The sequence below is a fragment of the Vibrio sp. NFR genome (genome assembly GCF_027587095.1).
GTDB lineage: Bacteria > Pseudomonadota > Gammaproteobacteria > Enterobacterales > Vibrionaceae > Vibrio > Vibrio harveyi.
Window position 1 is genome coordinate 331,390 of the sequence record NZ_JAPPTN010000002.1, and the last position, 24,289, is coordinate 355,678.

Annotated in this window: 21 protein-coding genes; 8 read left to right on the forward strand and 13 right to left on the reverse strand. The window is 44.8% G+C overall.

The annotated features are described in order from the left end of the window. The first annotated feature begins 16 nt into the window (after window positions 1-16). Window positions 17-1,042, forward strand: coding sequence for an HlyD family secretion protein (locus OH463_RS05100; RefSeq protein WP_005447317.1), 1,026 nt, complete (start codon window positions 17-19; stop codon window positions 1,040-1,042). Continuing rightward, window positions 1,039-2,526: an MDR family MFS transporter gene (locus tag OH463_RS05105; RefSeq protein ID WP_009695971.1), complete on the forward strand. Its 1,488-nt coding sequence runs from the start codon at window positions 1,039-1,041 to the stop codon at window positions 2,524-2,526. The genes OH463_RS05100 and OH463_RS05105 overlap by 4 nt, the downstream gene beginning before the upstream one ends. Before the next feature lie 95 nt (window positions 2,527-2,621). Here the strand turns inward: OH463_RS05105 and OH463_RS05110 are convergent, their stop codons facing one another. Beyond that, window positions 2,622-2,867, reverse strand: a complete 246-nt coding sequence (locus tag OH463_RS05110; RefSeq protein WP_009695972.1) for a Rho-binding antiterminator — start codon at window positions 2,865-2,867, stop codon at window positions 2,622-2,624. Between the two features lie 157 nt (window positions 2,868-3,024). Here OH463_RS05110 and OH463_RS05115 point away from each other — a divergent pair, with 157 nt between their 5' ends. From OH463_RS05115 to OH463_RS05130, 4 genes are all read left to right on the forward strand, one after another. After that, window positions 3,025-4,158, forward strand: a complete 1,134-nt coding sequence (locus OH463_RS05115) for an MBL fold metallo-hydrolase (RefSeq protein ID WP_269990701.1) — start codon at window positions 3,025-3,027, stop codon at window positions 4,156-4,158. Between the two features lie 456 nt (window positions 4,159-4,614). Further along, a complete protein-coding gene (locus OH463_RS05120; protein ID WP_050922398.1) occupies window positions 4,615-5,382 on the forward strand; it encodes a hypothetical protein in 768 nt (255 codons plus the stop codon). Window positions 5,383-5,642: 260 nt separating this feature from the next. Then, window positions 5,643-8,333 carry an alpha-glucosidase gene (gene ygjK / locus OH463_RS05125; protein WP_256901785.1) on the forward strand — a complete coding sequence of 897 codons (2,691 nt, stop codon included), beginning with the start codon at window positions 5,643-5,645 and terminating at the stop codon, window positions 8,331-8,333. 517 nt (window positions 8,334-8,850) lie between these two features. Further along, a complete protein-coding gene (locus OH463_RS05130) occupies window positions 8,851-9,576 on the forward strand; it encodes a hypothetical protein (RefSeq protein WP_005447330.1) in 726 nt (241 codons plus the stop codon). Between the two features lie 29 nt (window positions 9,577-9,605). On the opposite strand, the gene OH463_RS05135 is transcribed toward OH463_RS05130, so the two are convergent. The 3 genes from OH463_RS05135 to OH463_RS05145 form a co-directional block, all read right to left on the reverse strand. Then, complete coding sequence (locus OH463_RS05135) at window positions 9,606-9,857, reverse strand: TIGR03643 family protein (RefSeq protein ID WP_005447331.1); 252 nt, start codon at window positions 9,855-9,857, stop codon at window positions 9,606-9,608. A gap of 103 nt (window positions 9,858-9,960) precedes the next feature. Continuing rightward, a complete protein-coding gene (locus tag OH463_RS05140) occupies window positions 9,961-10,380 on the reverse strand; it encodes a VOC family protein (protein WP_009695976.1) in 420 nt (139 codons plus the stop codon). Window positions 10,381-10,419: 39 nt separating this feature from the next. Further along, on the reverse strand, window positions 10,420-11,016 hold the full coding sequence (locus OH463_RS05145) for a LysE/ArgO family amino acid transporter (RefSeq protein WP_050907987.1): 597 nt from the start codon (window positions 11,014-11,016) through the stop codon (window positions 10,420-10,422). A 210-nt stretch (window positions 11,017-11,226) separates the two neighbouring features. Here OH463_RS05145 and OH463_RS05150 point away from each other — a divergent pair, with 210 nt between their 5' ends. Beyond that, entirely contained in the window at window positions 11,227-11,688 is a 462-nt protein-coding gene (locus OH463_RS05150) for an ecotin family protein (RefSeq protein WP_269990706.1), read from the forward strand. Between the two features lie 236 nt (window positions 11,689-11,924). Here OH463_RS05150 and OH463_RS05155 read toward each other — a convergent pair whose 3' ends face one another. The 6 genes from OH463_RS05155 to OH463_RS05180 all read right to left on the reverse strand — a co-directional run bounded on the left by OH463_RS05155 (window position 11,925) and on the right by OH463_RS05180 (window position 20,277). Beyond that, window positions 11,925-12,791 (reverse strand): helix-turn-helix transcriptional regulator, encoded by an 867-nt coding sequence (locus OH463_RS05155; RefSeq protein ID WP_050903870.1) that lies wholly within the window; start codon window positions 12,789-12,791, stop codon window positions 11,925-11,927. A 153-nt stretch (window positions 12,792-12,944) separates the two neighbouring features. Further along, window positions 12,945-14,192, reverse strand: a complete 1,248-nt coding sequence (locus OH463_RS05160; protein ID WP_269990707.1) for an MFS transporter — start codon at window positions 14,190-14,192, stop codon at window positions 12,945-12,947. Next, a complete protein-coding gene (locus OH463_RS05165) occupies window positions 14,192-16,165 on the reverse strand; it encodes a TonB-dependent receptor (RefSeq protein WP_269990708.1) in 1,974 nt (657 codons plus the stop codon). Before OH463_RS05165 ends, OH463_RS05160 begins: the two co-directional genes overlap by 1 nt. A 51-nt stretch (window positions 16,166-16,216) precedes the next feature. Next, complete coding sequence (locus OH463_RS05170) at window positions 16,217-17,905, reverse strand: ABC transporter ATP-binding protein (protein WP_269990710.1); 1,689 nt, start codon at window positions 17,903-17,905, stop codon at window positions 16,217-16,219. Then, window positions 17,898-19,568: an ABC transporter ATP-binding protein gene (locus OH463_RS05175; protein ID WP_269990712.1), complete on the reverse strand. Its 1,671-nt coding sequence runs from the start codon at window positions 19,566-19,568 to the stop codon at window positions 17,898-17,900. The genes OH463_RS05170 and OH463_RS05175 overlap by 8 nt, the downstream gene beginning before the upstream one ends. 217 nt (window positions 19,569-19,785) lie before the next feature. Further along, window positions 19,786-20,277, reverse strand: a complete 492-nt coding sequence (locus tag OH463_RS05180; RefSeq protein WP_005428296.1) for a VOC family protein — start codon at window positions 20,275-20,277, stop codon at window positions 19,786-19,788. Window positions 20,278-20,639: 362 nt separating this feature from the next. On the opposite strand from OH463_RS05180, the gene OH463_RS05185 reads away from it, so the two are divergent. Beyond that, window positions 20,640-21,086: a hypothetical protein gene (locus OH463_RS05185; protein WP_069687882.1), complete on the forward strand. Its 447-nt coding sequence runs from the start codon at window positions 20,640-20,642 to the stop codon at window positions 21,084-21,086. Window positions 21,087-21,121: 35 nt separating this feature from the next. Here OH463_RS05185 and OH463_RS05190 read toward each other — a convergent pair whose 3' ends face one another. The 3 genes from OH463_RS05190 to OH463_RS05200 form a co-directional block, all read right to left on the reverse strand. Then, window positions 21,122-22,060 carry a LysR family transcriptional regulator gene (locus OH463_RS05190; RefSeq protein WP_005447345.1) on the reverse strand — a complete coding sequence of 313 codons (939 nt, stop codon included), beginning with the start codon at window positions 22,058-22,060 and terminating at the stop codon, window positions 21,122-21,124. A 94-nt stretch (window positions 22,061-22,154) separates the two neighbouring features. After that, a complete protein-coding gene (locus OH463_RS05195) occupies window positions 22,155-23,405 on the reverse strand; it encodes a hypothetical protein (protein ID WP_269990716.1) in 1,251 nt (416 codons plus the stop codon). Between the two features lie 62 nt (window positions 23,406-23,467). After that, window positions 23,468-24,196 (reverse strand): class I SAM-dependent methyltransferase, encoded by a 729-nt coding sequence (locus tag OH463_RS05200; RefSeq protein WP_005447350.1) that lies wholly within the window; start codon window positions 24,194-24,196, stop codon window positions 23,468-23,470. Between the last annotated feature and the right edge of the window lie 93 nt (window positions 24,197-24,289).

Sequence of the window (24,289 nt, forward strand, 5' to 3'; positions counted from 1 at the left end):
CACTTGGACAATATAAATGAGCGACGATATCGCGAAGAAATCCTCTTCGAAATCTAAAATGACCAAAATCCTTTTCCTACTCGTTTGTGCAATCGCCTTTGGTGCGATGTACTGGTCTTGGCAATATTCCGACAGTCACCCGAGTACGGAAGATGCGTATGTAAGAGCTAAAATCCTATCTGTCGCTCCACAGGTTCAGGGTCAGGTGGTATCAGTAGAAGCGAAAGATTTCCAAGTCATCAACAAAGGTGACTTACTGCTTAAGATTGATTCTCGCCCTTACTTATTGGCAGTGAAACAAGCGAAAGCCGCTTATCAGTTGGCCGTTCAACAACACGATGTGGCAGACAAACAAGTGACCGAAGCCGTGGCTGGTTTGGATGCGGCGCGTTCTAACTTGACTGAAGCGCAAGTGGAGTACAAACGTACCGATTCTCTTGTGAAACGTAAGTTAGCGTCTGACCAAGACCTTGATACGGCGAAAAACAAACTCGCTAACGCGCAAGCTGGTCTAGAGCAAGCGCGAGCAACAGTTGAAAAAGCAATCGCAAACCGTGGTGAAGAAGGTGCAGAGGCGGCGGTTGTTCAACAAGCAGCAGCGCAACTTGCACAAGCTGAATTGAACCTGAGCTACACCGACATCACTTCTCCAGTCGATGGCATTGCAGGTGAAATCAACACTCATACGGGTTCGGTCGTCAGTATCGGTCAAACACTATTCCCTGTGATCATCAAAGACAGCTACTGGGTGCGCGCGAATTTCAAAGAGACTGACTTAACTCACATCAAAGCAGGTATGCACGCTGAAGTCGTGATCGACATGTACCCAGATGTGGTTTGGGATGCAAAAGTGGAGCAGTTATCGCCTGCAAGTGGTACCTCTTTCTCATTGATGCCACCAGAAAACGCAACCGGTAACTGGGTGAAAATTAAACAACGCTTCCCTGTGCGTTTAACTTTAGAGGTACCTGAAGGTGCGCCACAGTTGCGTGTGGGGGCGAGTTCTGAAGTCACTGTTGATCTAAAAAGTAACGCACAATGAGTAACGAAATTACGGCAGATAAACGGGGTATCGCCACCGTCGCCGTGATGCTTTCTGCCATCATGGTGCTGATAGATATGACCGTTGCCAACGTGTCGCTTTCGCACATGATGGGCGCACTAGGCGCAACGGCAGACCAAATCACTTGGGTGCTGACTGGCTACAGCATGGCAGAAGCGATCTTCATTCCGATGACCAGTTTTTGGGTATCGCGCTTTGGTGAACGCAAAGTCATGCTGGTGGCGGTGATTGGTTTTGTCATTGCGAGTGCCTTCTGTGGACAAGCCAGCTCGCTCGAAGAGATGGTGGTATTTCGTATCATTCAAGGTGCGTTTGGTGCTTCGGTTATTCCATTGGCGCAATCCACATTGGTTCAGATTTACCCTTCTGAGCAAAAAGGCAAGGCGATGGCGATCTTCTCTATCGGTATCTTGCTAGGTCCTATCTTAGGTCCGGTGGTGGGCGGTGTGATTACCGATAACATCAATTGGCGTTGGATTTTCTACGTTAACTTACCATTTGGCTTGGTGTGTACCGCGCTGATTTATCGCTACATCCACATCAGCAACAAGTCGAAACCAAACTTCGACTGGTGGATCATTGGCTATATGGCGCTCGGTGTTGGTGCGTTGCAGTTCGTGCTCGATAAGGGGAACGATGAAGACTGGTTTAACTCACGCATCATTCAAACCGCTGCACTGCTAGCGATAATGGGCTTAGTCATGTGGATCTACCGCAGCTGGAAGACTAAGAGTCCAATAGCGCCGCTGTGGCTCCTCAAAGACAGAAACCTCATGGTCTCATCTTTGATGATAGCGGTCGTTTCGATGGCGATGTTTGGCTTGACCACTCAACAGCCTATGCTGCTTGAGAGCTTGTTGAACTATCCAGTATCGACCACAGGTATGTTGATGGCACCACGAGGGTTAGCGTCCGCCTGTATGTTAATTTTGGTCATCATCATCAACCCGCAATTTGATCCAAGGTTGAAGATTGTATTCGGTTTAACCTGTATTGGTATTGGCAGTTATTTTATGACCCTATACTCGACAGAAATTGACACTTTCTGGATCGTGATGCCAAGTATGATTCAAGGTATGGGCTTAGGTTTGACTTTCTCGACTTTGTCGACGCTGGCTTACATGACGCTACCAAAAGAACAGTCAGTAGCAGGGGCGAGTATTTTTAACTTGTTCCGAACCATTGGTAGCTCATTTGGTATTTCTATCGCTACCACATACCAGTACCGTGATGGACAACAGCAATGGCACGCTTTGGGTGAAGGTTTCAATCCTTACAATCCTGTGTTGCATGATTGGGCTGCTAAGCAAGGATTGTCGATTACTGATCCTGCTGCATTGGAGCAGTACCAAAGCATGCTCCATCAGCAATCGCAAATGGTCGCGTTTGTGCACACCTTCCAGTTGGTCGGAGTGATGTTCGTGATCATGATGCCGATGCTGGTATTTATCCGTTCAAAGTAAACCTCTAAACATAAACTAAAGCGCCCTTAACTCAGCCAGTTAAGGGCGCTTTTTTACATCTGATTCTTAGGGGCTTAGGAGTTGATATCGGACAATCAACCGAAGGTGACTTCACTGAAATGCGGATTGTCTTTGAGTGCTTTCATCGCGACTAACTGTTCGGTTGGAAACGAAATGCGTTCACCTTCAATATCCAAAAATAAGCATTCTTGGCGTTCCATATCGTAACCAGTATCGAACGCGCTACCTTGGTGCTTCTCACCGTTCTTGAGCGTAATTTCTACGGGTAGCTTAAACATACAGGCGATTTCAATAAAATCGTATTGGCTGCAGGTCACCATAATTTTTCTCCTTTGCTGTTCTTTATCAAGACCGACTAAGAACAGGAATCCTTCTCTGAAACCTAATCTTCATCTTACGCCCTATTTTGGTCATGAAAAAGACACACAAGCAGGCTTAACTAAAACCATAGTTTAGTGAACAAGACGTAGATAGGACATGTCTGAAACGACACTTAAAAACACGTACTTGGCTCGTGAGCGCGCAACGCAATCACTGATTACTCCTCATACTTACTACGCGCAGTTGGCGCATCGCATCAACCACTCAGCTCAATTTGAAAATGGACGCGTCAAAGATAAGATGCCAAACGTGCCAAGCCCTCAGTCATTTTGGCAAGTGTGTTGGGCTTACATGGGCGGGCGTTCGCCGCTCAGTCCTGATAAGCAACTGCCTTATTCAGCGATAGAGCCCACGCGGTTTTTAGAGCGACAAGAAGCGATGCGAGTCACTTGGCTGGGGCATTCCACTTTGATGATTGAGACCGATGGTGTGCGCATCCTGACTGACCCTGTGTTCGACTACGCGTCGCCGTTGATTGCGAAGGCGTGGTTTGAGCGCAATATTCCCAATACATCAGTTCGCGACAGCTTGCCGACTCCCGATGTCATCCTGATCTCTCATGATCATTACGATCACCTCGAAGCATCGACTATACGTTATTACTCTGATAGATCTGTAACATTTTACGTGCCACTAGGTGTCGGTAAGCATTTGATTCGTTGGGGCGTTAGACCGGACAACGTAGTGGAATTCGATTGGTGGGAGAGCGTTCAGTACGCCAACGTCGAGTTGATTTGCACGCCCGCTAACCATAATTCAGGTAGAACTTATCTGGATAAGAATGCCACTTTGTGGGCGTCTTGGGTGGTGAAAGGACAACAAGAGACGCTTTATTTCAGCGGGGACACTGCTTACGACAATCACTTTGTACAAATCGCTCAGCGCTGCGGACCGATAGACATTGCTTGTCTGGAAGTCGCGGCAGATGTGAAAGGCAATCAAGGTTATCCGGTAGAGAATTGGGGGCACATGCAAGCCCACCACACAGTGCAAGCTTTTAAAGATCTGCAAGCAAAGAAGCTGTTGCCAGTACACTGGGCAACGTATGAGTTGTTTACTCATAAATGGGATGAGCCGATTGAGGATTTGATAGCACATTGCCAAGTGGATCACATTGAGTTACTTACCCCTATGGCAGGCGAGAGTTTTTATGTCGCGCAACAATATAAAAACAACGCATGGTGGCAGGTGGAAAAATTATGTGAGCAAGCTAGAAAAATAAGGGTATAATATGATGACGCTTCAATAATATCCCTACCAATTTAACCAACTTTCTTGGTCCTTATAACAAGCTTTTTACTGGTCATCGAATCAATAAATTACCAGCAAGTCACCGTTTTTCTGTGATCTCTCACGTGACTAATTTTCTAAGTACAACTTTTTGATACTCACCACCTAAAAATTTAATCTTTAAAAAGAAAACTTTTACTAAAAAACTAGGTGAACTTAATTTTACGCATCAAAACAATTATACTCATCGCATACTGATAAGGCTTGCAATAACTGGTTAAAGCTTAATCTTGGTGGGTAAAAATTGATCGGTTAATGCTTGGTAAAAAGTCTCATCATTGAAACATATTTAATAGATAGAAATTGCTGGAAATATTTGGAACCGGCATCACAAGAGTAGGGATTTCTTGAATATATCATCAGGGATGCTGACAAAAATAAAATAGGCATTGTTCGATGAATAATTCTGCAACGTATTTACTTGCTGCTTTGCGAGAAAAAATTAAAGAGAAGGGTATTTGTTATTCTGACCTCTCTATTGGAATGGGAATTCCTCTATCAACGATTAAAAGGCAGTTGCATAACACGTCTTTAGGGTTGGATAAAATACTCTCGTATGCCACTCATTTAGATACCGACTTAGTCGAATTGTCCATGCGTGGTAAACAGCTGCAACAAGAAAATGAGCAATTTATCACCGACACTAACAGTGAAATATTTCACCAGTATCCGTACCTATTTGATTTTTTGTATTTATTACGTCGGAAGGAATGCTCTCCGCAAGATATTGCGAGCAAATACCAATTGACCCATACCTCGATCACGCTTTATTTCCGCGCGTTGGAAATGATGGATTACATCGAGCTAAAAGGTGATGACCAATACCGTTTTAAAGACCAAGGTCGCTTTATTTTCGAAGAAGGTTCTAAGCTCGATACTTTGTTTGCTAAGCGCTTTCGAGATGAAGTGTTTAGCCATGATGTGAGACCACCGATTTGCATGGGACGCATTGCTATCACTGAAGAACAGGAAGAGAAACTGGCGAACGAGGTGTACAACAAACTGATAGAATTTGATGTGCAAAACAAGAGCGGAGAAGGCAGTAAGCGACTCCGAAACGTCTTGATGACTTACACTCCGGGCAATCAGATATTCCTTTCGGATACGATTCCGAATATTGACGGTGAATTATTAAAAGCCATCTCAATGGCGAATGAAAAATAGTGACTATTTAATCATAAAATAAAGAATTTATATTAAGTGGATGTGTTTGATAATGAATGCATCAAAGACCCACTATTATCCAAAATTAATGACCTGTTATTTAAATAGGTCAAACGAAGAAGAGACAAATTAACCGATCTCTTCTCAAATCCAAAAGTGAAATAAATAAGGCTGAATCTTCATCATCGAAACTCGGCAGGGCATGTCTCGACCTTTTTTCGCCTGATCAGGACCAAAAGCCAATAAATGAGGGATATAACATGCACTTTAAGACTTCTTTATGTGCGATTGCTGTCGGGGTTGCTCTAACACTAAGTGGATGCAACAGTAGTGATAATGACTCTAACGTGGATGCGCCATTGAAAGCGGCTGAATTCCATAACACCATCAACCGTGCAGGTGTGCCAGTGGCACTGCGCGATTTGCATGGTGGTCACCTTCGCTACATTCCTATGTTTGATAATGGTTCGTGGCATGGTCACACGCTAGACACCAAAGGTGGTGAGATCACGTTAGGTGGTACCGCGTTGCTAACCGAAGAGTATGTGTCATTCATGGCGGCGCGTTTCGACCGTTTGGCGTTAACGGTTGATGGTAAACCGATGCCGCTTAAGCTGACAGAAGCATACTCACAGCCAGGCGCGCTGATCCAAACATACACGGGTGACGATGGCGTTGAAGCGAAGCTGGAAATGCGCTTTGTCACCGACCGTACTTCTTTGGTTAAAACGACAATCAAAAACCCAAATAAACTGGCTATTCAAGGCGAATGGGATGGCGAGTTAATGCAAGATTATCGCGCGGATGATGGTCAGCTATACAAGAACGATGACAGCACAGTTCGCAGCGTTGAAGAAGCTTACCCTACCTATTCTCGTGCTATCACAGCCACCGATAACGGTGTAGAAGTATCTTTTGGTGCAGTTCGTGACTCATGGTCTCTACTGACTTCGGGGGATTCGAAATTCGAAGTGACACGCTCTATCAAGCCAGAAACTTCAACCATCAGTGATGACAAAAAAGGTTTTGTACAAACCGCGTCCTTAGGTAACGGCGAAGAAATCACACTGTACACGGCTTACACTCACGTGCAAAACACCAAAGAGCAAGCTTCTGAGTTTGCTAAATTGGACGATGTGATGGCAGACCCGAACGGTTACATGCACAAATCGGCAATGCGCTGGGAAGAATACCTAGAAAAAGGTCTAACGAATGACGCGGCTTCTAAAGAGCATGAATTCGTTGCAGTAAAAGCGATGGAAACGCTCAGTGCGAACTGGCGTGGTGCTGCTGGCGCGATTGACCACGACACCGTAACGCCTTCTGTTACCGCGCCGTACTTCTCTGGCAACATGACTTGGCCGTGGGATACGTGGAAACAAGCGTACGCGATGTCTCATTTCAACCCAGACGTTGCGATGGAAAACATTCGCACGGTATTCCAATACCAAGTTAAGTCTGACGACCCTGTGCGTCCATGGGATGAAGGCTACTTGCTTGATGTGGTGACATACAACTTACCGGCTGAACGTTGGCAAGGTATGTCTGCGGAATACAAAAAAGTCTTCCCACTGGCAACAGACGGTTTGAACTGGAACGAACGTAACACCAAACCATCTCTTGCGGCATGGGCAGTATGGGAAGTGTATACCGCACTAAAAGACGAACATAATCGTCCGGAAGAAGCGAAACAGTGGTTAGAAGAGATGTATCCGAAGCTCGTTGCATTCCACGATTGGTGGTTACGTGCTCGCGATACCAACAAGAACGGCATTCCGGAATACGGTGCAGCGAAAGACCCAATTCACACCGTATTTGAAGATGACGTGAATGATGGATCTTGGGGACCAGATGCGTCTGTAGACGACATGAAATTCCAGTACAAAGACGAAGCAAATGGTGACAAGTGGATCAAAGAGACTGGAATCGAGAAATACAATGAGTTGCTGACTTCTGGTGATTACACGGCGATGAGCATTCCGGCAAAAGTGGCTGCTGGTTGGGAATCAGGGCGCGATAACGCGGGTGTGTTTGGCTTTATCGATACCATCGATGACTTGCAAGGTAAGTCTGATCTACCAACGCAAGAAGAAGCAGAAGTGATTGACCAAATGGGGCGCTATGCTCACAACACCAATGGTTTCGACAACACGTACGATATGGTGATGGGTGCACAAGGCTCGGAGATCACTTACCGTGATACTTCAGCTGCGAACTTGGACAAACTGGCTCAGGCGAAGAAAGACTGGGAAGTGAAGTTCAACGAGAACACCAATGACGAGAACAAGTTGTCAGGTTACTCGCTCATGCAAGAGTCGGTAGACCAAGCCTCTTACTGGTACTCAGATAACCTGTACCTATCGCAAATTGCAGAGGTTCTGGGTAAAGCGGAGAAAGCTGCTGAGTTTAAAGCGAAAGCGGATGACACCAAAGAGTACATCAACCGTTGTATGTTCGATGAAGCGACAGGATTCTACTACGATATCGAAGTGGTACCTGGAGGTTTGAGTAACCAATGTGCGGGTCCAACTCTAGTCAAACGCGGCATGGGTCCTGAAGGTTGGTCACCATTGTTCAACAACGCGGCGACACAAGAGCATGCTGATAAAGTGGTGAAGAACATGCTTGATACCAGCAAGTTTAACTCGCCGAAGATCCCGTTAGGTACCGCATCAATGGATAACCCAGCTTACGGTCCAGACATTTACTGGCGTGGTCGTGTGTGGCTCGATCAGTTCTACTTCGGTGTTCGTGGTATGGACAACTACGGCTACGGCGTGGAAGCTCGTCTGATGGTCGATAAGTTATTCAAGAACGCTCAAGGTCTAACGGAAGCAACGCCAATTCAGGAAAACTACAACCCAGAAACTGGTGCAGTACAAGGTGCAAATAACTTCTCATGGAGTGCTGCCCACCTCTACATGTTGTACAACGGTTTTGTGGGCAAATAAGTTTTGCGCCCCTGACAACGTAAAGCATTAAGCGTTGTAGATGAACCCCCTAGCATCTACAACCGCTTAACCCCTTCAAATTAGGCTCAATAAGATCAAACCGGACAGTGAAAGCTGTCCGGTTTTTGTAGAGCTAAAACACTAATTTTCCGCTGTTTTTGAAAAGTTGTTTGCCATAGAAATTGCGCTACAGAGAGATTTTTCTTTAAATATTGGTAAGTTAGTTGTCCGCATTTCATTCTGTCGATTTGCAATAGATAACATTTATAAAATGATCGTTTAACCATGCTGTAACAATGCATATGCTGCAAGTATTAGTGAGGTCATTTACATTCATGCAAAAGCATTAGAGTAACCCCAAATCTCGCCGCTGTTCAGCCGCTCCGAGCCAAAATCATTCCAACACTCTACTCTGCCGCCTGAATTTTCCTCACCTTGAAGAGCGTATTGATAAATACCTCACTTTCTACGTTGTCAGCATGACGTGTTGCGTTGCAACACCATCAAGGAAGGTGACATGAATTGTTTACAGACCAGCCTTTATAACTTGTTAGAAGATAATAACTTTGTGCCCTCTAATGAGTACAAAGCCTCTATTGCAAGCTACCTTTATTCGGATTCTTCCCTTACACCAAAAGCGATGAATGAGCTCACTCAAGAGATTTTTCAGAGCAAGCAAACCATGGCGTATTACCTGTTGCACAACGCCATCAATGAGGAAGAGGGCGCAGAGCGGCTCAAGATGATTGCCAATCGTTATGCGCAAGGGGAAATGAAGCAGCAAATCATGCACCATTGTCAAAACGACTTAAATCACTCCGCTATGTATGCCAGCTTAATCCCGTTGACGGGATACCAAACTGAGGTATACCAAGAAGCCAAGTCTAGTGATTTCAATTTTAACAACGTTAGCAACTTCTACGACGATATTAAAATTCACCTTTTCCGCGCGCATTCTGTTGAAATCCGTTCATGGTGTTTGCTGGTCGCGCAGCTTAGTTTTATTGATCAATCTGATGTCCCTTACCTGAAAGAGATGCGCCCAACCATTCAAAAAATACTGGATGATGAGGTCAAGCAGGTCTCTTATACGGCTCAGCATGTCAGCCAGTGGTTGGAAGAGGACCCGTCTTTGTGTCAGGTGTTCACCCAATGTATGAACCACACTTACCGAGAGACATGGGACTATCTAGCCTCAATGGCTGAGTTCATGCGCGATAGTGCGCCGTATTTTATGGTTTAAGCACATAGCATTAGAAATTTAAGAGAGGCTCAACGTTGTTTGTACTGTGTTGGGCAATAGCCACGCTTCACTTCTGGAGAGCGCAGTTTTAGGTGTTTGGTTTTCCTGCCGGAGACTCGGTGTCGCCAAAGCTTAAAACTGCTCGGTTGTAAGTGGTGGCGCATTAAGTTAATAACCCCTTTCTCGTCCAAACCAAATTGATGTTGGATGGCTTCAAACGGGGTTCTATCTTCCCATGCCATTTCAATAATTCTTGATAGCATGTCATCGCTAAAGGTCATTCGTTAATCCTGTTCTGCTGTTGGATACACACATACGTAACGCGCAGCGATTGGGATTCATTTAGGGATGTTTCTGGTCGAAAATGGGTGGTTTTCTGGTGCATTATTTCTGTGGTTTCAGCTCGACCACATTGCCTTCTGGATCTTCCAAGTAGACAGAGCGCCCGAAGCCTTGGGCACCATATCTTTCAGCAAACTCTGCAACATGCACATTGTTTTGGCGTAAGTAAGACAGCAGTTCTTTTTCCTCGAAAGGGGCAATTTGCACGCAAAAGTGGTCAAGGTTACGACCGTTTTGACTGGGCGATTTTCCACCTAGCTTTCCGAGTTCGCTATCGACCGTCACCAAATCAATGATCGCCATTCCTGCACGAAGCTGAGTTAACCCCAAGTCTGGTAATTCACGCTCTATTGGGCATCCTAATATATCTCGGTAAAAGTGCAGCATCGCGTCGAGATTGTCTGTTCTTAGTACCACGTGGTCGAGCGCTTTTACTTCAATTGGATTTCTCGGATTTGCCATGACGTTGCCCTTTTTTCCATGATGAGAAAAGTATACGCACTAAACCAGCAAGCTGATCGCCAGAGCCAGCATGACAAAGCCAATGATGAATTCCAAAATCTGCCAAGAACGCGCATGTTTGAAGATCGGGATAAGCAGTTTTGCGCCATAGCCTAGGCTGAAAAAGAATGCGAAAGAGGCGCAAACAGCGCCTATCGCAAACTGCCATTTATGTGGTTCATATTGAGTGGAAATAGAGCCCAGCAACACCACTGTATCAAGATAAACATGCGGGTTTAACCATGTGAATGCCAAGCAAATCAGTGCTGTCTGCCATGCACTTTTTGAGGCATCACCTTCAGGGTTCATTATGTGTTTTTGTGTGAATGCAGAGCGTAGGCTACTGATGCCGTACCAAGTTAAGAACGCTGCGCCAGCGTAACGTGCAATTGTCTCGATCAAAGGAAACTGAGTTACCAAGTAACCGAAACCCGCGACACCAAGAGAAATTAAAATGGCATCAGACAAGGCGCATAAGAAGCACACTAAGAATACATGATGCTGTTTGATGCCTTGTTTTAAAACGAAGGCATTTTGCGCCCCAATAGCCAGAATTAAGGAAATGCCCAGCGTAAAACCAGCAAGATAGGTGGTCATTTTCTCTTCCTTGAATTGTGACCAAATCAGGTTTCAAACCATAACCTTGTCGCCAAATCGCTGCAAGGTCCAGATTAGAGACTTGCCAGAACTGTTCGATGGGGGGATACGTCGTAATTGTGAGAGTCGTGAGCAATTTGCATCGCATATTTACACTAATTTGGTGTTCCCAGTTACAATATGCACGTCCATATGAAAAAGGAAAAAACGATGAAAGCAGTTTGGTTAGCTGCCGGTGCTATGGCACTGAGCGGATGTTCTGCAATGAATTCAGCAAATGATGTATCTCGTCCATCAGCAGAGATGTTTCCAGAAATGGGGAGCATGACAAAACATGTTTTCTATGTAGACCCAGCAAGCAACGAAGCAGATAAGCGCGTAGAGTTAGTGGTTGGTAAAATGATGGAAACAGACTGTAACCGCGTATCTTTAGGCGGCTCTGTGACGGAGCATACATTGGAAGGTTGGGGTTATACCTACTATCAAGTTGATTCTTCAGCGGGTGGTGCTATCTCAACGTTAATGGCTTGTCCTGAAGATATGGAGAAGGTCGAAACGTTCGTGCAAATGCCGACTCGTGATTTGTACCGTTACAACAGCAAGCTACCAGTCGTGGTTTACGCTCCCGCTGATTTGGATGTCGATATCCGCGTATGGGCTCCTGAAGAGTGATCTTGAAGCCTAGCAAAGCCGCTCTGACTTATAGTGGCTTGTTAGGATTAGCGGGTTGTTCGTCGTCTGCACTTTGCGCCTGAATATTCATATCAAAGGTGATGAAGCCATTTTGGCTGTCAACGAGGTATCTCAAAGCGCACCCCGCCTCAACAAGTCATTTAATAAGTGAAAGGCTTGGTTCAGTACCAAGCCTTTTTTCTATATCACGCTTTTTCGTCGCTGTGCGACACCGATTACTGTTTTGGAGAGCGGCTGCGAAATGTTTTGGGCGTAAGTCCGGTGTGTTGTTTGAATACCTTCGAAAAATAGCTACCACTTTGATAACCCAAATCTAAGGCGATTTTGGTGATGGACTCATTAGGGTTGGCTAAACGTTCTTTGGCAAGGCTGATGCGATAAGCTTGGATCCAGCTTGCGACGCCCATATTGAACTGCTCTCTAAAGGATTGCTTTAGATAACATTCATTAGTTGCGAGTTCTTTAGATAAGCCCGGTATGTTCCAATCAATATGGGGCTGCGTTGCAATGAGGTCGCACGCTTGCTCGGCGAGAGACTTAGGCTCTTTGTGCACCATGAGTAACGCAAGCAGCTCTAAGATTTTTCCTCTTAGCCATACTGTTCGGGCTATACCCTGGAAGTCATTGTTCCAAATCGATTTGGCAACGTTAAGAATATCTCCTGTAAGTGGCATTTGCCAACCTGTTTCATAAAGATCGAAAGGCTTGAATGATGAGCCCCTATTTTGAGGAAGAAGATTTTTAGTCAAGCTATGGTGTAACGGGAAATGAATTCGAATGTTCTCAATTCGACCTCCTTCTCCTAGCTCAATAGGGTTTACAGGTTCAGGCTTCGGCAAAAGTGATGCTATGCATCGAGAAGCAAAAGATGCGGCAGGGTAATCAGGATATTTAGGGCTGTAGGCGTGGTTAATACCAGCAAAGCTGATATAGAACCCCGCGTCTGCCGGATCATTGAACTGAATGTCCGTTGTTGCTGTACAGTTAACGATGTAGGCATTCACACCATCATCGAGAGCAACAACATCAAACGTTCCATCTACGCCGCCTACTAAGTTTAAGCTCTTCACGATATTACTCATTGTTTCAGCCTTCGTCGTTTTCTCGTGAGTATCTCCCTGATCAATTAATATAAATGATAATAGATATCATTTGTAGAGATTATTGAACTAAGTCGAGTTCACAGAGAAAGAAGCTCTGGATATACCTAGAGCTTCTTTAACGACAGGGCTTGGTTAGGTTTGTGAGATGAGGTTCGCCTTCTCATTTGGTTTTAAGACTGGGATTATGAAGATAGCGACGAGGCTAAAAGCGATCATTAACATAAAATGTACTGAATACCCGAAAGCGCCGATCAGTGCCCCGCAAATGATAGCCATCACGATTGCAATGAACATATCCATCGATTGGAAAAGAGAGAAGTTCACACCTGACTGATGTCCGGAGGCAAACCCCATCATTAGAGTATAAAGCGCAACAAATTTAGCCGACGTAATGATGCCATTAACGACAAAGATACCCGCGATTAACCATCCCTGCTCAGCAATATTTAAGTCGTATGCTAAATAGAAGCTAAAAAACACAACTTCAAAGACCATCATTAGTAGTAACACATTGAGTGATCGACTTTTTTTGATTAACCAGCCACCTAGCACTACGCCAATTAAACCGGTAATCACTCCTCCACCTGCAACCAAAAGACCCAAACTTTCTAGCTGTATACCGCTGTCGACTAAGAAAGGCATCATCATTGATAAAACCCCTCTCGTTCCGAGCTGCGATACGGTCACAAGGAGCAGTCCAATCCTTACTTCAGGGTTAGAAAATGCAGCTTTAAGGGAGGGAGTACGAGCTGTTGGCGCGCTTTTCTGATTGGCGCCGTGATTCCAGAATAAACAAAGCGTTGGCATACTGAATAATAAAGTTAGAAGAGCCAGACCGAATAATGCGGTTTGCCAATCGAGCAATGAAGTCGCATAGATAAATAATCCACCGCCAAAAACAGCCCCTAGATACGAACCACCAACTTGCATGACGTTGCCTAGGTATCTTCTTTTTGCCTCCAACTGGTCAATCGCCAGACCGTCTGTAGCGATATCAGCGAAGCTGGAAAATAAGCTGATAACCAAAACGCCAGCAAACAGGGTCATTCGATTCTCGATCGTTCCAATGACGCAAAGCGCAACGAGTATGGCAATTAAAACTAGCTGAGAACCAAAAATAATGATGGCGTGATTTTGTAAACTCGCTCCCTTTTTGCGTTGCCGTTCGATCCAAGGTGACCACAAAAATTTAGCGACCCAAGGAAGCATTGCAAGGTAGAACAACCCTATTTGGGAGGTATCTATGCCCTCATGTCGCATTATCGCTGGCAAGCCTTGAAGTGTGAACATACTGACTAAGCTTTGGATGGTATAAACGCTCGCCAGAACGGCGAGCAATGGTTTGAGTTTGATTCCTTGAGCGCTAACCATAGGTTTCATTACCACTCGTACTTCGCTTTCACACCAACTTCTCTACCTGTACCGTAATTGCTGTATGTCTGACCATAAGAGAATGCGTAAGTGGTGTAGTCTTTGTCAGTAATATTGTTGCTAAAGAGCGAGATAGACAGAGCTTCGCTATAGTCGTAGTTAATGGATAGATCGACGAGAGTGTACGCACTTTGTGATAGTGAGTTAGCTTCGTTAAAGTAGATTTTAGAGTTATAACGAGCTTGAGAGTTGATCGAAATGTCGCCTTTGATTCCTGTTACTGGTAGGTAATAGTTAAAGCCCAACGTTGCCGTGGTGTCTGGCGCGTAAGGCAGTCGATTCCCTTCAAAGGTACTGTTGTTTGATTCAAATGTTGAACGTCCAAAAGTCCCGGCAGCAGTGATGGTCAGATCATCGGTTGGGTAGAAAGCGAACTCAGCTTCGATACCTTTACTTAGAGCCTCACCCATATTTTTAAGAGTTTGATGCCCTGGCGTACCGGTATATAGTTGAATATCATCCGTTTTAATCCAGTACAATGCGCCACTAAAATCGATTTTTTGATTCGCAAAGTTGGTGCGCCAGCCTAGCTCGCCATTCAGTGATTTTTCCGCGTCGTAACCGCTTGCATCTGCATTGCTCAGAGGAACAACGTTGTAGCCCCCCGGTCGGTAACCACTGGTTATGGAAGCGTAAAGTCGAGTGTCCTCATTCGCTTGCCAACCAATTGCAGTTTTTGGTGAAACCGTCGATTCTGTCTGTTCCTTGTTATAAGGATTGATAAACCATGCCGGGTTACCGTTGAAGTCAGAGTTTACTTTTAGGTATGAAGCTCGGACGCCAAGAGTGACATCCCACTGTGGTGCAAACTGGTAGTTTGTCTGCCCAAACAACGCGTACGTGTCATAGTCCAATTTGTTTCGTGCGTTATTGGCTGAAACGTCCAAACGGCGATATTCCAAGTAGCCGCCAACTACGTAGCTAAAACGATCGTTGTATTGTTGGTTTAGACGTAGCTCTTGGCTGAACTTGTTTTGATCTTCTTGGTAGTAGCCATAGACATATTCGCGGTCTATCTCGCGTGTTTGATAAGCGGTGATACTTGTGATTTGAGAGGAATCTAAATCGTAACCAAGATTCAGCGCGAAAGTATTAACGTCTCGCTTAAGTTTGGGGATTGGTGCGTCTTTTACACCAGAGTCATGTTCACTCTCAGTGAAGTACCACTCCTCATGGCTGTCGAGCTTATCTGCGGCGACTGATAGGGTTGCGCTAAGTTTTGAGTCATTTGGTAAGTAGTGAAAGCGAACTTTTAATGCTTGCTCATCTGCATCGTTTGCGTCTTTTTTCCCGCTGGTGGCGTGTTTAATATCACCTTCATCGTAGATATATCTAGCTGCAATATCCGCTGAAATGGAGTCAGATAAACGGGTAGCGGCGACAGCATCAACTTGCTGACTCAAATTAGAATATAAAGCAGAAGCTTTAACTTCGGTGGCGTCAGTTTCACGACGAGTCACGATGTTAATGACACCGCCTTGCGCGTTCCCACCGTAAAGTGTGCCTTGCGGACCGCGCAGCAATTCGACTTTTTCCACGTTAATCAGCGGTTGAGTGACAAAAGCGTTATCTTGCAGGACGCCATCAACATAAATGCTCACGGTTGGCGAATAGTAGTCAGGTGAACTAATCCCACGAACGGTGGTGTTGGCGTAAGTTCGGTTCCCGCGAGTTTGTATAAGCAGTCCAGGGAATACCATCTCGAGATCTTTGACCTGATAAATGCCTGCTTTTTCGAGTTCTTCTCCCGTTTTGACCACAACTGAATTGTTCACTTGCGATAAAGGAGTATCGAACTTGGTTGCTTCAACGATAACCACTTCCATTGCTGGTGGCGTCTCTTCGGCATAGGAGTATGAAGTACCCAAAATTGTGAGGATAGCGCTCGCAATGACGGTGCGCGGCGAAGAAATCTTGTACATACTGTTTTCCTTGAATCTGAATAAGTTAGCACTACTCACAGCGCTGAATTTTTAATTGTTATGTTGAGCTTCCCACAGAGACTGGTAGTGGGAAGAGGTTGCGATTAATTGGTCGTGCGAGCCAAAATCCTCAATGCGACCGTGGTTCATCAAATAGATGCAATCTGCATCAGCAATGGTGTCCAATCGATGCGCTACTGTGATCATGGTTTTAGAGGCAAAACACTCGGTAATGCTATGCAGTATTTCCCGTTGTTTGGGGTGGTCGAGTGCGGATGTAAACTCATCAAGCAGCACAATGGGCGCATCATGAAGCAACGCTCTTGCGAGGGACAAGCGTTGACGTTCTCCACCCGATAAACCCTTGCCATTCTCGTTTATTTCGGTGTTTAGTCCTTGTGGCAAGCGAGCGATCAGCTCATCAAGTCCTGCGGTAGTGATTGCAGTTTCTAACTCTTCGGTGCTCGCGTCTTTTTTGGCGATGAGCAAGTTTTCTTTTAGCGTCCCAGCGAACAATTGCACATTTTGGGTAACGTAGGAGATGTGCTGGTACCAGTGCATTGTCCCTGTTGCTTCTACCGTGCAACCACCAATTTTTACCGCTCCATGAGTGGGGATGTGGAATGCAGCAAGTAAATCTAGCAAGGTGGTTTTTCCCGCTCCACTGGTACCGATGAGCGCGATATGTTGCCCATATGGAACCTGCAAATTGATGTCTTTAAGAATGGTGTTGCCATCCAGAGTTAACTCAACCGCTTTGAATTCGATATCGTGTTGATGTGCTTGAACACCATGCACAGGTTGTTGCGGTTCTTGGCTTAGGGCATATAGACGATCGGCAGATTTAGCCATGTATCTGAGTAACGTAGAGAAAATAGTCATGCGTACAAATGGTCGGATACAAGCGACGGCAGCAATGATTGAAACTAACCACTCCCCGAGCGTAAGGTAGCCCAGGCTCATTAAGTAAGCACCGAGCGCCGCAACCATCGGAATAGAAAGCTCAAGTAACAAGCTTGCTAAAATGACGCCAATTCCACCAGCCCATTCAACCCCTAACCCTGTTTTGCGCAAGTCTACTAATTCTTGATTAAGTGGAGTCGCTAATACTTCACTGCGACCAAAGCGTTTTAGCGTTGGTAAACAAGCTATGTATTCGAGCAGTTTGTTGGTGCAAGAAGCGTTTTTATCGACATGGCGTTGTGCTTGTTTGGAAAAGTTATCTTCGAATTTCCACAGCAATAAGCTCGCGATCACCATAACAATCAGCATAAGTGAGACTAGGTAAGGTGAGCAAAATAGCAGTACACAAAGCATCGCGAACGGAACCACCAAAGCTGCGATCAAGTCAGCAATTAGGTGACTAAAAATGTCTTCGAATGCTTTTAAATCACGAGTGATTAGCTTAATGCGCTCTCCCAGACCTTGCCCTGTGATCTTGGAAAACGGTTGGCTACGAATGTCATGTAGTAGCACTTTTCTCAGGTGGTGAGTAATGTCATAAGCGCCTAAGAAGCTTTGTTTGGCGGATTGTCCTAACCGCCACTGAACGACAACCGTGATAAGTGAAACTGCGAATAGGGCTTCAAGAGAAAGTAACCATGTTTGGGTAAGGGCTCCGAATATCAGTAGCCAACAAAATAATGGCAGAATCTCACTGAACACTTTGCCAGCGATGCCAACCAAAAACGTTTTTGGATTGATATCTGCATGATCGAGTAGCTTGAGAATGTTACGCACAGACGGTCTCCTCAAGATGAATTTGTTTAAGCTGCCCGTGTGATAATGAAAACGCTCGGTTAGCGATGGTTAATGCTTGTGAACCATGACTGATGACCAATTGGATTTGCTGCGGTGCATGTTGACGTATTGCTTCTAGAACACGATTTTCCGTTACCTTATCTAGATGAGAAGTCGCTTCATCTAAAACCAGAATGGCAGGGCGTACTAGCATGGCGCGAGCGATGGCTAACCGCTGTAGCTCCCCTCCACTAAAATTGCGTTCGGTTTCATCCATACTGGAATACAAACCATTCGGAAGCTGTTCGATAAGTGCAGAAAGTCCAAGCATATCGAGGAGTTTGATAATCACGGAGTCGTGTATCAATCGATCTCCTAAGACCAAGTTTTCGCGTATTGATGCGCTGAAGAAAACAGGGTGTTGGTCGACAACTGAGATAAATTGGCTTCGTTCTCTATCGGACATCGAAGACACGGCTTTTTGGTTAATAAACCAATCGCCTTCGTATGTTGCTAATTCTCCGTAAAGCGTTGCCAGTAGACTACTTTTCCCTGAGCCTGATGCGCCTTGAATTACGATGCACTCGCCATGAGATAACTGAAGGTTCAGTCCACTGACGATATCGAGTGAGTCACGTTTGACTGCTAAGTTTTCACAACAAAGCTCGACATAAGGCGTTGCAATGGATTTGAAATGTTGATCCGACGTTGCTGAGAACAGAGGTAGTATTCGCTCTAGAGAAGAAAAGGACTGCTGCACTTGCCCAAATATCTGTGTTAGATCCAACCATGGTTTAAGGATGCCGGCACAAAGAATCACGATCATCACGAGCTCGACCGGGCTTAATGAACCTTGGGTCAATTTGATGATGGCGAATGGAATAACAAGAACCAAAGACGCCTGAGCTAAGGTAGTAAAGGTGACCCATGCTCCAACCATTTGATTGGTATAAGCGTTAACCAGCTTGTGGTGCTTAGTCATGTTATTGCTTAACTGGCGGTAAGAGTCCGCGTCAACGCCGAATAGTTTCATCACGCCGATGCTACGCAAAAACTCTAGTTGCGCTTTGTGCATATTCGCAACGACTTGATTGTACTTTTTTTGTCTATCTGAAAAGCCACGCATCATGACTGTTTGGGCAATTACGGCGAGGGGGAGAGGACTTAATGCGATTAAGCCTAGTTGCCAGTCGATGCTGACCATAAAACCAAGCAAAACAAACGGAAGTAAAGTACCAGTAATAATATCGGTCGTATGATGAGCAATAAGAGGTTCAAGGCTTTGACAATCGTCGCTGAGTCGTTTTTCTATATCTCCACGATGGTATTGCATCAGTTTAGCGGTTGGCATTTCGGACAGAGCACGAACGAGCTTCTGCCTAATGGTCTGAATAATTTGATAAGCAGCAAGGTGCGCCTGCCATACCGAAATCGTATAGAAAAAATAGCGCACACAGACTGCAATGGTCATAAGGGCTAAGTAGAAATAGAGACTTTGGGTATTTAGGTATTTGCTCAATGCGGCGTATAAGCAAATCCAAGTGGCGAGTTCTGCGAACACACACAACACAGCGCTAACGCCGGTATAAGTGATGCGTTTTTTTTCCGTTTTTAATAATGAGATGAGTGCTTGAGTGACGCTCATCTTGTCCGTTAGATGCATAGATGACTCCTTAATGGGAGGTATTCTCATCTAAGCGTTATTTTAACAATAGCAATATCGGGAAATAGAAAGCGAATATCGGGAATCTTTATGTGCTAGCAATATTAACGTGGGAGTTAAAAAAGAAGTAATATAGATTGGTTGAGCTTAATGAACTGATTTTATTGCAAAAAAAGACTGGCTTAGTGCCAGTCCTTTTTTGTTCTTAGACGTTTAATTATTCGTAATCAGACGCGTAAGTCTCTTCGTAAGTGTGTGAGTAAAGCTCGAACAAGTTACCAAACGGGTCTTCCATGTAGATCATTTGAGCTTGTTTGCTGTCGTCTTCTGGGTGGTAGCGCATGATGTCCATGCGAGCTTTACCACCAAACTCTTCAATACGTTTGATTGTTTGTGGGAACTGCTCTTTCGCTACTTGTAGACAGAAGTGGAAGATGCCTAGACGAGAGAAGTCTACTTCGTGACGCTCTTGACGCTCTTTCATTTCAAACAACTCAACACCGATGCCGTCAGACGTCACTAGGTGAGCGATGTTGAAGCCTTTAAAGCCTTCACCGAATACGGCGATACACATACGACCGATTGCTGATTCGCGCTCTTCGATAACTTTTGTGTTGTTCATTACAATGCGAAGACCAAGCGCTTTAGTGTAGAACTCTACTGCTTTGTCCATATCGCCAACCATAATGCCTACGTGATTCATTTTCATAATTCTGCTCCAAAAACTGTGATGCTTAATTCGTGTTTCGTTTCGATGGAGGTGAGTATATGGAGAAACTTTAATTACATGAAATTATCAATAATTTTCAAGATAATAATTTTTTGTTATTGATGGGTAAGGAGAAGAATAAACAAATGTATTCCGCGAGCTTATCAAACAGTTATCTTATAAATTCCTTTGCTTTTTGGATTGTTTTATATCGATTGTGAATGGTTTTGTGAGGTAAACTTCAGACCGAAGTTGCTGCTAGTTATCTGTTTTTATTGATATTGACTGGTTGTTTTTGAACGTTGGTAGTTAGGGTTTTAGGGGAGCCTTTAATCTAAGCTCACATAAAAAGGAATAAGGATTTGTACATTTGGAAAACATCAAAGCTGTCTGAGGAGCTAAGAGACAACAAAGTGCCAGACAGTGATTGGATTAAATACGCTTTAATATTCTTAATCTTTTATACGGTAACCCCGTACTTGATGATCTTGGCACCGTATGCAAGCAATGAAGCTATGATAACCGAGGCTATCGGTATCTTAGTCGTGTCAATTTTTGGGGTAGGTGTCACGTATAGAACGAACAATAGAGATGGTAAAACCTACATTCTTCGCTCTATCGCTTTATCTATCCCTTTGTCTTTTAGGTTTGTCGCTTTATCTGTGCTTGTTGGGATGGCTATCGTATCTTTTGATTTTGGCGATCAACATTATTTTATTATTGAATTACTTTCGACATTCTCTGTTATCGCTTTGCAAGCACTCTACTTTTGGCGCTTGAATGTTCATCTAAAGTACATCAACTCATAGCTTTGCATTTTCTACTTTGGTAACAGGCTCTGAGATTAAGCGTAAGACTGACTGACGATTAGCTCTCTTAACCATTTATGGCTTGGGTCGTTGTCGAGTTGCTTGTTCCAAAGTAGAAAGAACCCACCGGGCTCCATCTCTATCGGGAGCGGCTTGATCACAATGTCTGATTTACCTTCGAACTCGCGGATGCTTTTGTAGGGGTAGGTCAGTACCAAGTCGCTTTTTTCACACAGTTTTACCGCGCTGGAAATGTCGGACATGTTGACGGCGTTATCAATGCGCAGTCGTTTTGTGTCGAGCACCTCGTGCAGTAGCCAACTAGACACGCCTCCTGTGATGACTTGTATATGGCGGTACTTTAAGAACGCATCAAGGTTCCATTCTTCCTCTAATGCAGGGTGTCCTTTTCTCAATATACATGCCGAAGTATCGCGCATCAGTTCCGCGTAATTCAGTGTGTCAGGGATGGTGTCGACATGAGTTTTCGAACGATCATCAAACTCAAAAATACCGACACCAAAATCGATTTCTCGCCTTTGTAATCGAGTAATACTGCTGTGGCTCCAATCGGCACTTTTGATGGTGATGTTCGGTGCACTGGATAACGCCTGAGGCAGAAAACGTGGGTAAATTGTGGAGTAAGCGGTTTCGATAAGATCGATACTAAAAACGCGAGTCGAGCGTTCTGGGTCAAATTCTTCTGGTTCACGAAGCTGATCAATTTGCATCAGGATTTGTTGCAGTTTGCTCTCCAATGCCAACGCTTTTGGGGTCGGCAATAAACCTTTGGATTCTCGCTCGAATAAAGGGTCATCAAACTCCTGGCGCAATTTAGTAAGTTGTTTACTGACGGCCGATTGAGATAAGAATAGCTTTTCTGCGGTTCTGCTCACGCTGCGTTCTTGCAGTAAAACGTACAGACAAATCAGCAGGTTCATATCATTTTTGATTAAGTGGGATAGATTTATCATGATATTCCTATCATTCAACTTACAAATTGAAGGGTATGAATAGAAACTATATCACTTAATTGAATTGAGCCAGAAATACTGACTCGTTTCCCATTTAATGAATCAAACTGTTGAGGTATTGACTGAGCTCTTTCCTAATCTCTAGCTCTGCTTCCGATAGGTATTTGGGTATGTGTTTATCAACCACGGTAATGTTTCGTTCGCGAACTTGATGGGTATCGCCGATGGCGTCAAATACGCAGCGCAGCAAGTTCATCGATTGTGACATCAAGGCTTCGCTTTCTTGTTGTGAGAGCAAAGGCTCTGCGTCAAAACCAAGCGCGCATAGGATGTCGTTAAAGTGCATTGCATAACCTGAGCCAGAAACATCAAATGTGGTGCTCTTGATGCCATTGGGGCTTCTCTCCCAAAGATAAGGAGGATGCTTGAGTGTGCCAAAGCCAATTGCGATGACGCAGTCTGTGTAGTGCAGTTCCAACCGTCTGTCCCAAATATCACCCGCTTTTCCTGCTTCAATCACTACCTCAATATTGCCCTCCGGAGACGTGAGTTCGCCTTCGATATAAAGATGGGTTTCAGCGCCTTGTGTGTACTCCAATTGCGATTCGTTAATACGTTCGGCACGGATCTGTTTTAGTTCAACTTGCGAGTCTCCTATGCCGGATTTATGCAGGTAGCGAACTAGCCCTGCAATCGCATGAATGCCCATATCAAAGCCATAACCTCCGCCGCCGCTGGTGGCTAAGTTAAGTAGCTTTCTCGCGTTGAGTAACTCAATGCGGTTTTCAAAACGGAAGTCTTGGATCGCTTCATCATTGTCGATAGGGTTGTCGGCTGCAATCGCGATAATCTTGCGCGGGGCAGAGTCAGGTAGTGCGATAGATGAATCGGCAAAGAGTGCTTCCAACGAAGGGGAAACCAAAGCGGTATCAATAAAGTAAAACAGTGCTCCGCGACGTTTAAGCTCAGGGATGACTTGGTTAAAGCCTGTGTCGATTTCAGCTAAAGAGAAGGACGGTTTCTCAACCACAAACAACAGGTTTTGAATGTCGAGGGCATTACTCACTTGTTCAATGATGGAAAGATGTGTGCCGACCGGTGTTAGAACGAAGGTGGCAGCAACGTCAGTGTGTGAATGAGCTTGTAAAAACGCATCAAGATCGGCGTAGCGAGCGGAGTAAGGGAATTGGAACTGCGATGCACAGGACTTGGGATGTTGAACTGCAGGGTCAATGGCGACGACATCAAAGCGAGAACTTAAGGTGTGCAGAAGGTTCTTATACAAACCCACTACAGACGATTTGGCGCTCCCCAATCCACCAAATACCAATACGACCTTGTTCATAAGCGGCTTCACTATTCACACGTTTCATCGTGCCAGATTAACAAATTTTAATAGCGGATTAGCTACTTTTTACCAATCAATAATCCCACATTTTGTTTTCGCAAATGCAACGCTTTGGTCTTGAGACTACTCAAATTGCCAAAGGCATAGAAGGGAACGTGCAAGACGGTTTTAAAGCCCGCTTCAATGATCATATCGTGCCAAGTAGTACGACTATGGAAGCAGACACCAACGCCCGCAGTGTTCGCACCTAGTCGTTGAGTGAGCGGTGCTAGTAGCTTGGATGAGGTAGATCGATAAATCAGTGAACTGGGTAAATTGTTCACTAAAAGCCCTTCGTAGAAGTTTTCAAACATGACAATCAGCCCTCCTGGGGTTAAATGCCGGTAGGCACAATGAAGAGCCTCTTGCTGTACTTGCTTGGTGGACTGATAGGTGTCGGTAACAAAGTGATGCAAGACCCAGTTGAACTGGATGATATCAAAACTGCTTTCAAGCGCAGCATCTTGGAAAAGGTGGCAGACCAGATGTTTGTTTGGGTTGGGACGGTTTTTGGCGATGAGTGACGCTTCTGGCTCGATAAGCGTGACTTGAGCATTGGGATAATGATTCAAAATCTTATCTGCATACATTCCATTCCCGCCACCTACATCGAGTAGGTGAAAAGGCTGCTGGGTAGGATAGAGCATGTTGAGTTGTTTGGTTAGTACTTCAAACATGCCTTTATCGATGTATTCCGTGTCAAATGAGGTGGTTTGCTGCGCATCCAATTGGCGAACTTTTTCTTGCATGTCATTTTCCTCAAAGCCAAAAGATTGAGGTAGCAAGAATCACTCCGCTGTTTTTAGTGATTATGAGTCTCAAAATGAAAAAGTATCGAAATT